Annotated in this window: 11 protein-coding genes; all 11 read left to right on the forward strand. The window is 55.6% G+C overall.

The features are described 5' to 3' along the window. Positions 1 to 57: 57 nt before the first annotated feature. Positions 58 to 1,227 (forward strand): pyruvate dehydrogenase (acetyl-transferring) E1 component subunit alpha, encoded by a 1,170-nt coding sequence (gene pdhA, locus EU557_RS22190; RefSeq protein ID WP_135532672.1) that lies wholly within the window; start codon positions 58 to 60, stop codon positions 1,225 to 1,227. A 50-nt stretch (positions 1,228 to 1,277) separates the two neighbouring features. Then, positions 1,278 to 2,051, forward strand: a complete 774-nt coding sequence (locus EU557_RS22195; protein ID WP_135532673.1) for a tetratricopeptide repeat protein — start codon at positions 1,278 to 1,280, stop codon at positions 2,049 to 2,051. A gap of 173 nt (positions 2,052 to 2,224) precedes the next feature. After that, positions 2,225 to 2,701 (forward strand): 6,7-dimethyl-8-ribityllumazine synthase, encoded by a 477-nt coding sequence (gene ribH / locus EU557_RS22200; protein ID WP_135429833.1) that lies wholly within the window; start codon positions 2,225 to 2,227, stop codon positions 2,699 to 2,701. 272 nt (positions 2,702 to 2,973) lie between these two features. Beyond that, entirely contained in the window at positions 2,974 to 3,357 is a 384-nt protein-coding gene (locus EU557_RS22205; RefSeq protein ID WP_135429831.1) for a TraR/DksA family transcriptional regulator, read from the forward strand. Positions 3,358 to 3,523: 166 nt separating this feature from the next. After that, positions 3,524 to 5,401, forward strand: coding sequence for a pseudouridine synthase (locus tag EU557_RS22210; RefSeq protein ID WP_135532674.1), 1,878 nt, complete (start codon positions 3,524 to 3,526; stop codon positions 5,399 to 5,401). A 160-nt stretch (positions 5,402 to 5,561) separates the two neighbouring features. Beyond that, complete coding sequence (locus tag EU557_RS22215; protein WP_135532675.1) at positions 5,562 to 6,305, forward strand: type III pantothenate kinase; 744 nt, start codon at positions 5,562 to 5,564, stop codon at positions 6,303 to 6,305. Next, positions 6,292 to 7,635: a BamG family beta-barrel-assembly machinery protein gene (bamG, locus tag EU557_RS22220; RefSeq protein ID WP_135532676.1), complete on the forward strand. Its 1,344-nt coding sequence runs from the start codon at positions 6,292 to 6,294 to the stop codon at positions 7,633 to 7,635. Before EU557_RS22215 ends, bamG begins: the two co-directional genes overlap by 14 nt. A gap of 7 nt (positions 7,636 to 7,642) precedes the next feature. Then, positions 7,643 to 8,218, forward strand: coding sequence for an LPS export ABC transporter periplasmic protein LptC (gene lptC / locus EU557_RS22225; protein ID WP_135532677.1), 576 nt, complete (start codon positions 7,643 to 7,645; stop codon positions 8,216 to 8,218). A gap of 9 nt (positions 8,219 to 8,227) precedes the next feature. After that, positions 8,228 to 8,500 (forward strand): hypothetical protein, encoded by a 273-nt coding sequence (locus tag EU557_RS22230; RefSeq protein ID WP_135532678.1) that lies wholly within the window; start codon positions 8,228 to 8,230, stop codon positions 8,498 to 8,500. 249 nt (positions 8,501 to 8,749) lie between these two features. Then, positions 8,750 to 10,879, forward strand: coding sequence for a peptidylprolyl isomerase (locus EU557_RS22235; protein WP_135532679.1), 2,130 nt, complete (start codon positions 8,750 to 8,752; stop codon positions 10,877 to 10,879). A 168-nt stretch (positions 10,880 to 11,047) separates the two neighbouring features. Beyond that, positions 11,048 to 12,871, forward strand: coding sequence for a tetratricopeptide repeat protein (locus EU557_RS22240; protein WP_135532680.1), 1,824 nt, complete (start codon positions 11,048 to 11,050; stop codon positions 12,869 to 12,871). Positions 12,872 to 12,962: the final 91 nt, after the last annotated feature.

The following is a 12,962-nucleotide window of genomic DNA, read 5'->3' on the forward strand; positions in this document are numbered from 1 at the left end:
GGAATTGCAATCCTTTTACGTACTTTCGCATCCCAAACGCGAACAACCGAGAGCAAGATGGCGGAGACGAAAGTAAAGGCTGCCTCCAAGGCTTCCAATTCGACGAAAAAATCGTCGACCCCTAAAGCTGCATCCTCTAAGGACACCGATACGGTGAAGCAGCCCGATCCGGTATTGCCCCCAGCGAATGCTGAGGCAGAAGCCGCAACCGGCGCCCCCAAGGCTACTACGCCGGTCAACCCCGAATTCCCGAAGGAGACCTACCTGCAGTGGTATGAGCAAATGCAGCTCATGCGCAAATTCGAAGAGAAGGCAGGACAGCTCTACGGTCAGCAAAAGATCAAAGGCTTCTGCCACCTCTACATTGGCCAGGAGGCCTGCGTAGCTGGTGCCGTATCGGCTTTGACTAAAGATGACAAGTGGATTACGGCCTACCGTGACCACGCGCATCCGCTGGCCTTGGGTACTTCGCCTAATGCCATAATGGCGGAGTTGTTCGCGAAAGCTACCGGCTGCTCGAAAGGCAAAGGTGGCTCAATGCACATCTTCGACAAGGAGGTGAACTTCATTGGTGGCCACGGTATCGTGGGCGGTCAGGTTCCACTCGGAGCTGGCATTGCCTTCGCTGAGAAATACAACAAGACCGGCAACCTCTGCATCTGCTACATGGGCGATGGTGCTGTGCGCCAAGGTGCCCTGCACGAAGCCTTCAACATGGCTATGCTGTGGAAGCTGCCCGTGATCTTCGTAGTAGAGAACAACGGCTACGCCATGGGTACCTCCGTGCAGCGTACCTCCAACGTAACCGAACTCTATACATTGGGTGAGAGCTACGACATGCCGTCGGAGCCGGTGAACGCCATGAACGTGGAAGACGTGCACAACGCCGTAGCCCGTGCCGCTGAGCGTGCTCGTGCTGGTGAAGGCCCAACGTTCCTGGAGTTCAAGACCTATCGTTACAAAGGCCACTCCATGAGTGACCCCGCCAAGTACCGCACCAAAGAGGAACTGGAGGATTACCGTTCCCGCGACTCCATCGAAGCAGTACGTCACACCATCCTGACCAATAACATGGCTACGGAGGATGATCTGGTTGCCATTGATGAGAAGATCAAGGCCCAGGTTCAGGAGTCAGTTGAGTTTGCTGAAACCTCACCGTATCCTACCGCCGACGAGCTGTACAAAGACGTGTACGTGCAGCAGGACTATCCTTACATCCGCGACTAGTCAGCGGAAATTTAACCAGCCCCACGTAGCTGCCTTTTTGAGCTAATTCCATGTCGAAGATTCCTTTTACGGGCAAGAGTCCCCAGGCTCGCCAGCAACAGCAGGTAGTGTCCTCGGACCCTCTGCAGCCGGCCGAAGCCTACAACCCGGAGCACCCGCTCCTGGAAGACCCAGACGCACTGGCTATCCGCCTGGCTGAGTCGGAGGACTTCCTGCGTCGTAACAAGAACGTCTTGTTAGGCCTAGCGGCTGTGGTGATACTGGCAGTTGCTGGTGCCTTTGGGTACTACCTATGGCGGTCTTCACAGGATGAGAAAGGCCAGGCTGCCATGTTCCGGGCAGTAAGCTACTGGGAGGCGGACTCGCTGCAAAAAGCTATGAAAGGCGACGGCCGCAACCTGGGTCTGGAGCGTGTGGCTTCGGAGTACAGCGGAACGGCTGCCGGCAACCTTGCTAACTTCTATGCTGGCGTGGCCGCTCTGAAAGAAGGCAAGTACAAAGAGGCGGTAGACTTCTTGGAAGACTTCAGCTCTGACGACCTGCTGGTACAAGCTCGGGCTTACGCTTTGCTGGGTGATGCACACCTGGAGCTGAACCAGCCGAAGGAGGCCGCTGACTTCTACAATAAGGCCGCTAACCATAATGCCAACGAGTACTTCTCGCCCGGTTACTTGCTGAAGGAAGCTACCGCTCGTGAGCTGGCTAAAGATTACGATGGTGCTATTACGGCATACGACAAGATTCTGAATGATTACCCCGCTGCTGCTGAGGCAGGCGAGGCTAAGCAATACAAAGCCCGTGACGAGGCTATGGCTGGTAAATAGTCATAGCCTTCGCACCAGAAACAGAAAAGGTGGCCTAGGCCACCTTTTCTGTTTATAAATGGCACAGCTCAAACAATGCAGAGCTTCAATAGTAAGTAGGCAACACTAAGTTCATTGCCTGAGCACTCTTTCGAGCGCTAGGCCACTTCACTCCTGATATACTCAAGAACTTCATGGCAACCGCACTGAAAAACCTCAGCGACTACACCTCCGATAACTTCATCGATATTTCTGATAAGCGCTTCGGGTTGGTAGTGGCCGAGTGGAACCGCGAGATTACCGACACCTTGGCCCGCGGGGCATACGAGACCCTGATCAAGCATGGCGCCAAGCCCGAGAATATCTTCCGTAACACGGTGCCCGGTAGCTTTGAGCTTACTCTGGGTGCACAACTGCTAGCCCAGCACGAGGAGATTGATGCCGTAATCTGCCTGGGAGTAGTCATCAAAGGGGAAACCAAGCACGATGACTACATCTGCCACGCTGTAGCCAGCGGCATTACGAACGTAGGCCTGAAATTTAACAAACCGGTAATCTTTGGCTTAGTGACCACCAATACACTAGAACAAGCCTGGGATCGGGCGGGCGGAAAGCACGGCAATAAAGGTGTAGAAGGGGCTGTTGCCGCTATTCACATGCTTGGCTTCTAGCACAACACTATTCCGCAGTGCGGTTAGCATTGTCATGTAGTCAGCAACTGACAAGGCTAATCAGACTGAACTATAGCTCAATAACCGACAAAACCGTAGCTTTGCGGCCGTAAATGCTGTGTTGGAATACGCAATGCAGCCAACTGACCTACCGGCTTAGGAAATCCTAAACTAATTTTCTGAGCATGCTGTTGGAAGCTCAAGTGGCTATTACGCTGTCCTGCAGTCGTTGCTAACTTTTCCTATTATCCCTCTAATCTCCCTGCACCAACATGAGTGACGAATCCCTACGCTATTCCAGGGAAGAACTGGCTGAATTTGAGCAAATCATTCAAGACAAGCTCACAGCTGCTCGCAAGGAAGTAGCGTTCATCAAAGAAACGCTGAGCCGCAAAAACGATTCGGGTACCGATAACACGGCTTCTTCCTCGAAGGTGCTGGAAGATGGTGCGGATACGGCTGAGAAAGAAAGCCTGAACCAGCTGGCTTCGCGCCAGATGAAGTTCATCCAGCAGCTCGAAAACGCTCTCGTGCGCATCAAGAACGGCACCTACGGTGTTTGCATTGGTACTGGCAAGCTGATCCCGAAGGAGCGCTTGCGTGCAGTACCGCACACGCAGCATTCTATTGAGGCCAAAATGGCTCGTCGCGACTAAACGCGCGATACCCAACATTTCTGCCCGGACCTACGGCCGGGGCTCTATCTGGAGCCGCGCCGCTGGTCCGGGCACTGTTTTCTGCCGCCTGTGGTTTCCACAATTCGGCAACACTAGTTGAATTTTCATTCGTACCGTAGCGATACGGCACTTACGCTTTTACTCCATGGGTAAGCAACATAACTCCGACGAAACGTCTGGTCGCAACGGCCGCTCTAATTATCGTCCTACGGGCAGCTCTAGCAGCCCCGAAGGCTTCCGCAAATCTGGTGGTGCCGGCCGCAGCCGCGACGACCGCCCCTCTGGCGGCAACCCCCGCTTCGGCGATGCCCCCCGTGGCAACAGCTACGGCGGCCCTAAGAAATTTGGTAACACTAGCTCCGGTTTTGGAGGCCCTAAGAAGTTTAACTCAACCGGTGGCAGTGGCGGCTTCAACCGCGGCGGCGAAGGCCGGCCCAGCGGTGGTGGCTCACGCCCCTACGGCAACCGGGAGTATGGCAACGACCGCCCGCAGCGTTCCTTCGACCGCGATGCACCGCGCCGTTTTGATGACCGCCGCGAAGGTCGCTCCGACCGCGACAACGACCGCCGGGATGAGCGCCCGGCTCGCCCCTATGAGCCTAAGGCTAACTGGCCCGGTCAGCCCTACCGCCAGGAGGGCAAGCCCACCGTGCCCCGTGGTGGAGCCGGCGAGCGTAATCGCAAATTCAACAAGAAAAACCCTTTCGAGCAGGATGCCCCTCAGGCTGACCGCTTCGAGCAGCGCCAGGAGCCAGCGGCTCCTAGCCGTGACTATGGCACTGGTCCCGACCGGGAGATTCGTCCGGCCCGCCCATTCGATTTCCGGGGACGCCCTGATGAACTAGACTCCGAAGAGCGCGCACCTCGCCGCGAAGGCTTTGCTCCTCGTGAGGAGCGTTCGGTTCCGCGCCGGGAGGGTGGCTTCGGCCAGCGCCCCTACGGCGACCGGAAAGAAGGCGGCTTCGGTGGTGGCAGCTTCGGTGAGAAGCGCACTGCCCGCCCCAGCAGCTTCAACACCGACCGCCGCGATGAGCGGCCCGCTCGGTCAGGTAGCTTCGGCGACCGGGACAGCCGCGGTGCTGGCGACAAGCGTTTCGGCGACCGTCGGGAAGAGCGCCCCGCTCGCCCTTACGGTGACCGTCCGGAGCGCACCATCAACAAGCGCACCGGCCGTGACCTAGATTCGAACCAGGCTGGCAAGCGCAAGTGGGGAGAGGTAGCCGGGGAAGCCCCCGACTACAAGAACCTGAAGTTCTATGAAGACGACAAAACCCGTGGCAACAAGCGCCGCCGGGAAGAGGACGACTCGCAGAATGACGAAACGCGCCTGAACCGCTACATTGCCAACGCGGGTATCTGCTCCCGTCGGGAAGCCGACTCGCTGATTGCGGCCGGTGAGATTAAGGTGAATGGACAAGTGGTAACCGAGATGGGCTACAAAGTAAAGCCCACCGACACGGTACAGTACGGCAAAACCAACCTCAACCGTGAGAAGCTAGTGTACGTGCTGCTTAACAAGCCCAAGGACTTTATCACGACTACGGAAGACCCCGAAGGTCGCCGGACCGTGATGGAGCTGGTGGCAAGTGCCTCGAAGGAGCGCATCTTCCCCGTTGGCCGCCTCGACCGGAACACCACGGGCTTGCTGCTCTTCACCAACGATGGCGAAGTAGCGCAGAAACTCTCGCACCCCTCGCACCGCAATAAGAAAATCTATCAGGTGGAGCTCGACAAGCCACTGAGCGAAGAGCACCTCGGGCAGATTGCCGCTGGCCTAGAGCTGGAAGATGGTAAGGTGGAAGTAGATGACGTGGCCGTAGTGGCAGGCAACCCGCACTTCGTGGGTATTGAGATTCACATTGGCCGGAACCGCATTGTGCGCCGCATCTTCGAGCACCTCGGCTACGACGTAGTATCCCTGGACCGAGTGCAGTATGCTGGCCTGACCAAGAAAGATCTGCCCCGCGGCAAGTGGCGTTTTCTCACTGAGAAGGAGGTTATCCGCCTGAAGTATTTTATGTAAGCACGCAACCGCTCGGCTACCGGGCGGCTCTAAGTGGTGAGGTTGTGAATTGTTGAAGAAGGAGAAAGGTGATTCAGTTTGAACGCTGCTTTCCTGCCACAACAGAACACAGCTTCACCACTTTTGCGAACCAGAACTACCAACTTCATAAGCTCACTGCTTGCGTACGTTTTCCCTCGATATTGGCAATACGGCTGTGAAGTACGGGTACTTCCAGGATGACGTGCTGGTGGAATCGGCCACGCATCAAACGCCGGATCAGGTACGGGCGGCCCTCCAGCGCTTGCAGCCAGAGCATGCTACTGTAGCCTCGGTAGCAGAACCTACTGCTGCGTGGGCGGCAGAGCTGCGAGAAACCTTACCTGGCCTAGTACTGGAGTTTATGCCTGCCACCACGCCGCTCCCCATCCGGAATGGCTATGCCACGCCCCAGACACTGGGCGCCGACCGATTAGCTGCCGCTGTAGGGGCTGCTTGGCTATTACCCGGCCGCGACGTGGTGATTGTAGATGCCGGTACCGCCATCAAGTGCGACTTGGTGGAGGCTGCGGGTGTCTTTCGGGGTGGCAGCATCTCGCCGGGCTTAGCCATGCGGTTTCAGGCCTTGCACACGTTTACTGGCCGCCTGCCGTTAGTAGCACGGCCCACTGACCCTACGGCAACCGTGGCGCTTACTGGCGACGACACCCAGTCGGCAATTCGTAGCGGCGTGCTGAATGGTGCGGCGGCGGAAGTCCGGGGCTTTATGGAGGAATACCGAGTTCAGTACCCTGGCCTAGCAGTAGTTCTGGCGGGGGGCGATGCAGCTTTTTTCCATGCCCGGCTGAAAGGCTCTATCTTTGTTATACCGGAGCTCGTGCTAATAGGGCTTCACCGAATTTTAGTACACCATGTCTCAACCTAATTTCGCCGGCCTCGCTGGTGGTCTTTCGCTGCTCGGCCTCCTGGCAGCTTCGTCGGTACACGGGCAGGGCCTCGGTAACTCGCCGTATTCACGCCTAGGCCTCGGCGACGCGAACAGCAACCTGGGGGGCGTCCGGCAGCTGAGCATGGGCGGCGTAGGTATTGCAGCTCCCAACAACGTAAACGTAAACGAGCTGAACCCGGCGCTGCTTTTCTACACCTCTCGTACTACGTTTGAGGCGGGCTACTCGGCACAGGTAAAAACCTTGCGCAACGGTGTTAGCTCCCAACGAACCGGCTCAGCCAATTTAGGTTACCTAGCCTTGTCGCTGCCGATCAATAGCCGCTGGGCTGGTGCTGTTGGCCTGAAACCGTACAGCACCGTTGACTACGAGTCGAACACGACCGCCGCAGTAGAAGGAGAGCCAACTGCAGTAGCCCAAAACCAGTACAAAGGCAGTGGTGGCCTGGCAGAAGCATACACCAGTCATGCTGTAAAAATTGCGAAGGGACTTACTCTGGGAGCATCTGCAGGGTATGTGTTTGGCAGCATCGATCAGCAGGCCGGCACAGTAATAGTTAGTTCAACGTCTACCGCGGCCAATACTGACCGTAATATCTACCTGCAGCACGTGCACTACTCGGACTTCACCTTCCGGGGAGCAGCGCACTACCGGGGTAAGATCAATGACAAGGTGAACTTCAACTTGGGGGGCGTGTACAGCTTCCAGTCTAATATCGACGGCGAGAGAACGATTTCTCTAAATCGTGAGACGCTTGAAGGAGTAGCTATTTCCTCGCTAGCAGTAGAGAACGGAGTGAAGGGTAAGGCTACCGTGCCCGGTCTGGCCCAGGTAGGCATTAGCCTCGACAACAATAAAAACTGGAGTGTAAACCTTGACGGTTCACGGCAAGAGTGGTCGAAGTTCCGTGCTTTTAATGAGGACGGCGGATCTTCGGGCGTTTTGTTAAGTGATACGTACCGGGTAGGCATGGGCGGCGAGTTAACACCCGATGCTACTTCTGTAGATAACTACTTTAACCGAGTTACCTACCGTTTTGGCTTAAACTTGGCCCAGTTACCCTACCGCCCAGGTGGTAATACGCTCTATGACCGTTCCGTTAGCTGGGGCTTTGCCTTGCCACTACCTACGGCAACCCCGCTGGAGGCTACTACCATCAGCTTAGGCTTCCAGTATGGCCGCCGCGGTAACACCGACTCCCGCACTGTAGCGGGCACTGTGGAGCGCAACGTGCAGGAAAGCTACCTGAAAATGCAGTTGGGCGTGACGCTCAACAACCGCTGGTTCCTGAAGCGTAAGATTGAGTAATCGAGAAATGAAACGGCTGGGGAGTTACGTGCTGGCCTACAGTCTGGTAGTTTCTGGACTGATGAGCTGCCAAAAGCAGGAAGAAGTACAGAAGAAAGTCGTCAAGTATGAAGGGCCCATGTTGGAAACATCCAACGTGCTTACCCTCATGAGCGACTCTGCCCGGCTGCGCCTTCGATTGAAAGCTCCTCTGGAACAGATTTTCCAAAACGGCGACCAGGTTTACCCCAAAGGCGTAAATCTGACTTTTCTGGATAAGGATGGTAGTACAGTTATAAATACCATCAAGGGTAACTACGGTAAGCTGGATAAAACCAAAAACCTCTACATCGTTCGGGGCGATGTGCAGGTGACCAACATAGAGAAGCAGCAACGGATGAACACCGAAGAGGCGTTCTACGACAAGAACAAGGCGCTAATCTATACCCAGAAGCAAACCGAAGTGCGCGTTACCACTCCCACTGAAAGTCTGACTGGGCGCGGCCTGACTGCCAACCAGGATTTTTCGCGCTACACTATTCTAACGCCCACGGGCGTATTTGCCGTAGACCCCACCGCCAAAGTCCCGGCACCTACCCGTTAACTCCCTTACATGAAACGTTTCTGGGACCCCGGCATTGAGCGTACCCTGTTATTCACGCTGGCCATCTTCACCTTCGTAATTGCCACTTATCAAACGCTGACAGAAGGGAACATGGAAGGGCTGTACCATAACTACTGGCTCTACATGATTTCCTTCGGAGCCATTATTTACTACCGCTACCTAAAGCAACGACACAAAGAAGCTGTTGCCGAGGAAGAAGCGGCTAGCAAGGCGGCTGCGAAAGCACAGGCTAAGTCAAAAGCAAAAAATAAAAAGCGCTAGAAGACCTTTCTTTTACGCCACACAAGCAAACGACCTTATTCCGTTGGAGCGCTCAGCTACCCAGCGAAATGAGGTCGTTTGCTTTCACTAGGCCTGCAATTATTTCTCGATTCTTCTTGTCTGCTTCTCAATGGCTTCCATTCCGGGGCTTCGCTAGGCCACTCGTTCGATGGTCAGCTTTGAATGTCCGCGGTATTCTGGTTATTTTGCACCTCAATCACCTTTCTATCTGTGCTTTTTTTCAAGTAAATGGCATTAATTAACACGATTCGCGAAAAATCGGGCTGGGCAGTCGGGGCCATTATTATTGGCCTGCTGCTCTTCATGCTGGGGGGAGACTTCCTCTACGGTCGCAATAGCTTTTTCAAGGGCAACGACCGTGTAGTAGGCGAAGTAGCCGGTGAGAAAGTGGAGTACGAAGACTTCAATGCCGCCTTAGAGCAAGCTAAGCAAGGCTTCATTGCTCAGCAGGGCCGTCAGCCCGACGAAAATGCCATGGGCTACCTGCGGGAACAGGCTTGGAACCAGATTCTCTACCGGATTGCCTTCCAGAAGGAGTTCGATAAGCTGGGCCTGAAAGTTTCGGATGAGGAACTTACCGACATGGTACAGGGCGAGAACCCTCACCCCAGCATCCGTCAGGCTTTCACTGACCCGCAGACTGGCAAGTTCGACCGGATGAAGGTTATCGAGTACCTGCGCAACCTCGACAAGATGCCGCCGCAGAACCAAGATGCTTTCCGCACCTTCGAAGCCAACCTGAGCCCAGAGCGTCTAGCTATCAAGTACAATAACCTGATTAAGCAGAGCACCTACGTGACTTCAGCCGAGGCTAAGCGTTTCGATGAAGCGCAGAACACCAAGGCTAGCCTGCGCTACCTGCTGGTACCGTACTTCACGATTTCAGATTCGAGCGTGAAGGTGACCGATGACCAGATTCAGGCCTACATCGACAAAAACAAGGGCCGCTACAAAGTAGAGGATGGTCGCGACATTGAGTACGTAACTGTTCCCGTGGCCGCTTCAGTAGAAGACAGCGCTGCCGTTCGCAAAAACGTAGACGAACTGGCTACTCAGTTTACCACGGCTCCTAACGACTCATTGTTTGCAAAGCTGAACTCTGACCAGCCCTACAATGGCGCATACCTCTCGCCGGCCGATATGCCCGAGAAGCTGCGTAACCAGCTGCCCCTGCAGGTGGGTAAAGTGTACGGTCCCTTCGCGGAGAATGGTACCTACTCGCTGTTCAAAGTAACTGGCCAGAAAGCTGGAGCACAAGCAGCGGCTCGTGCCAGCCACATTCTCATCAAGCCCGAAGGTACCACGCCGGAGGCCGATGCAGCGGCTAAAGCCAAAGCCACCGAGGTATTGAACAAGATCAAAGGAGGTGCTGACTTTGCCGCCATGGCCCGTCAGTACGGCACTGATGGTACTACCGCCACCGGCGGCGACTTAGGTTGGTTCCAGCAAGGCCGCATGGTACCTGAGTTTGAGAAGGCAGTGTTTGGCGCTACCTCGGTAGGCCTGCTGCCTGCTCCTGTAAAGACCTCGTTTGGGTACCACATCATCAAGATAACGGCTCCTAAAACCACCCAGACTTATCAGGTGGCCGCTGTGCAGAAGACTATCCAGCCTACCGATGCTACCCGTGATGCTGCTTACCAGAAGGCTCAGCAGCTGAAAGGCCAAGCTTCAGACATCAAATCTTTCCACGATGCAGTTGCGAAAGACAAGAGCCTGCAGAAAGTAGAAGCCAAAGGCATTGGCCGCGGCGACCAATCAGTAAACAACTTACAAGGTGCCCGCCAGCTGGTGCGTTGGGCGTACGGCGTGAACCCCGAGGGGGGCGCTGAAACCAAAGTAGGTGACGTTTCAGAAGTATTTGAAATCGGCGACCAGTACGTAATTGCTGTGCTGACCGGCGAGCGAAACAAAGGCACGGCCAACGTTGCCAGCGTGAAGCCCGAAGTATCGGCGCTGGTGCGCAACGACCTGAAGGCTGAGCAGATCATCAAGAAGCTGAACGCCTCTAAGGGTACGCTGGAGCAAATTGCCCAAGCCTATGGCAACACGGCGCAAGTGAAAACGGCTGATAACATAGCGCTGGGTACTGGCCTGCTGCCTGGCCTAGGCAACGAGCCCCTGGCAGTAGGTAAAGCCTTCGGCTTGAAAGCTGGTCAGAAATCGGCTCCTTTCCAAGGTGAGCAAGGTGTACTCATTGTAGAGCCCGTAAGCGTGCAGAAGCCAACCACCAATACCGACGTGAAAGCGGTTCGTCAGCAACTGACGGCCCAGCGCACGGCTCGCGTAGATGGCTTGACCTTTGAAGCAGTGAAAGCACACGCCAACGTGAAAGACAACCGCACTAAGTTCTTCTAGGCCACTCCATACGCTCACATAAAAACGGACCGCGCCGCAAGGTGCGGTCCGTTTTTGTTGTACCTGTAAGAGCAGAAGGCAACTTGCCTGTAGGCCACTGCCAAGATTTCCTGCTTATCTTGAAATGAATCCGGGCTCTGGTCCGTTGCTGCTGAATATCTCATTTGTATGCGCTGCCTTCGCCCTATTGTGCTTTCTGTTGCCCTCGTAACTGCCGCCGCCGCTCCACTGCACGCTCAGCAGGAGCCAGAGGGCAGTGCTATTAGCTTGGCCCGCGAGTATGCGCGCAAAGGGGAGAATGAAAAGGCCATCTACTTATTTGGGCGGCTGCGCACCGACGAGCAAACGTCTCCCAATGTGCTGCCCGATTACTTAGCCTCTTTGCAGGCGCTGAAGCGATACAAGGACGCCGAGAAGCTAATCAAACGGGCCCAGCGCCAGCGCCCCGATGACTCATTGCTAGGCGTAACCCTAGGCCTAGGCTATCTAAAAGCCGGTGATGAAGCGGCTAGTCAGAAGCAGTTTGAGCGAGTGCTAGGCCAGTTAACGACCGCGCAAGTAATACCAGTGGCAGCAGAGTTTCAGCGGTCTGGCCAGCCGGAATGGGCGGTGCGTACTTACCTGCGCGGCCGGGAGTTGGCTAACAAGGAAACGGAGTATTCGCCTCAGCTCATTCAGCTCTATACCCAATCGGGCCAGCAGAGCAAGGTGATGGTAGAAACTTTGCGCCTGGTGCAGGACGATGAACGGCAGTTGCCCTTTGTGCGCAACATGCTCCAGAACAGCATCCAAGACGATAAAGACTTTGCCGCGCTGGAGAAAGAGTTGCTAGGCCTGGTGCAGAAGAACCCCGACCGCACCGTGTACAGCGAGCTGCTCCTGTGGCTGCAGGTGCAGCGCCACGACTTCACAGGAGCGCTAGTGCAGGCGAAAGCCCTAGACCGCCGCAGCCACACCGAGGGGCAGCGCGTGCTCGACGTGGCTGAAATAGCCCGCCGCAACAAAGACTACGATAGCGCCATTCAGGGCTATGAGTACGTGGTGCGGGAGTACAAGGCTCCGCCATGGTACGCTATTGCCCGCCAGCGCCTCGTGCAAACTCGGGAGGAACAGGTTCGCAACACGTATCCAATTAATCAGGCTCAACTGCAAAGCCTGTTGCAGGAGTATCAGCAGGTGCTCACCGACCTAGGCCGCACTCCCGAAACGGCACCCGTGCTGCGCAGCATGGCCTCGTTATTGGCGTTCCAACTCGATCAAAAAGACAAGGCTATCACCCTGCTCAACGAGGTCATCAACATGCCGCGGGCTAGTTTGGAGGTAGTAGACCAGGCCAAGATTGACTTAGCCGATATCTTCTTACTGCGGGGTGAGCCCTGGGAAGCAACGCTGCTGTACTCGCAGGTGGAGAAGTCGCATAAGGATACTCCGCTGGGCTACGATGCCAAGCTGCGTAATGCCCGCTTAAGCTACTTTGCCGGAGACTTCAAGCTGGCGCAAAGCCATCTGGATATTCTGAAACAGGCTACCAGCCGTGAAATTGCCAACGATGCCATGCAACTCAGCCTGCTCATCACGGATAACACGGCCATGGATACGGCGGGTGTTGCCTTGCGTGATTATGCAGCCGTGGAGCAGCTCGTGTTCCAGAACAAGATTACGGAAGCCTTGCGCGGCCTCGATGCCTTGTTGCAGAAGTACCCCGGTCATGCACTGCAAGACGAATCATGGTACCTGAAGGCCCAGCTCCAGCGCCGCACCGGCGACTACCCCGGTGCCTTGGCCACGCTGGAAAAAATTACGGCCAATCCTAAGTCTGATGTGCTCAGTGATGATGCCCTCTTCCTAGCGGCTAGTATTCTGGAGGAGAACGTGCAAGACCGTGAGAAAGCTCAGCAGCTCTACAATCAGGTACTGGTAAAATTCCCCGGCAGCATCTACGTGGCCGAGGCGCGCAAACGCTTCCGCAAGCTGCGCGGTGATGCCCTCTAGGCCACTCCAAAACTGTCGTTCCGAGCGAAGCCAGGAATCTTGGTCACGCCATTAGAAGGTATTTTCGGATTCCTCGCTTCGCTGGGAATGA

The organism is Hymenobacter wooponensis (genome assembly GCF_004745865.1).
Taxonomy (GTDB): Bacteria; Bacteroidota; Bacteroidia; order Cytophagales; family Hymenobacteraceae; genus Hymenobacter; species Hymenobacter wooponensis.

Coding starts and splice junctions, on each gene's coding strand:
- pdhA (WP_135532672.1), top strand. CDS start 58: ATGGCGGAGACGAAAGTAAAGGCTGCCTCCAAGGCTTCCAATTCGACG.
- EU557_RS22210 (WP_135532674.1), top strand. CDS start 3,524: ATGGGTAAGCAACATAACTCCGACGAAACGTCTGGTCGCAACGGCCGC.
- EU557_RS22195 (WP_135532673.1), top strand. CDS start 1,278: ATGTCGAAGATTCCTTTTACGGGCAAGAGTCCCCAGGCTCGCCAGCAA.
- EU557_RS22235 (WP_135532679.1), top strand. CDS start 8,750: ATGGCATTAATTAACACGATTCGCGAAAAATCGGGCTGGGCAGTCGGG.
- EU557_RS22205 (WP_135429831.1), top strand. CDS start 2,974: ATGAGTGACGAATCCCTACGCTATTCCAGGGAAGAACTGGCTGAATTT.
- bamG (WP_135532676.1), top strand. CDS start 6,292: ATGTCTCAACCTAATTTCGCCGGCCTCGCTGGTGGTCTTTCGCTGCTC.
- EU557_RS22240 (WP_135532680.1), top strand. CDS start 11,048: ATGCGCTGCCTTCGCCCTATTGTGCTTTCTGTTGCCCTCGTAACTGCC.
- lptC (WP_135532677.1), top strand. CDS start 7,643: ATGAAACGGCTGGGGAGTTACGTGCTGGCCTACAGTCTGGTAGTTTCT.
- ribH (WP_135429833.1), top strand. CDS start 2,225: ATGGCAACCGCACTGAAAAACCTCAGCGACTACACCTCCGATAACTTC.
- EU557_RS22230 (WP_135532678.1), top strand. CDS start 8,228: ATGAAACGTTTCTGGGACCCCGGCATTGAGCGTACCCTGTTATTCACG.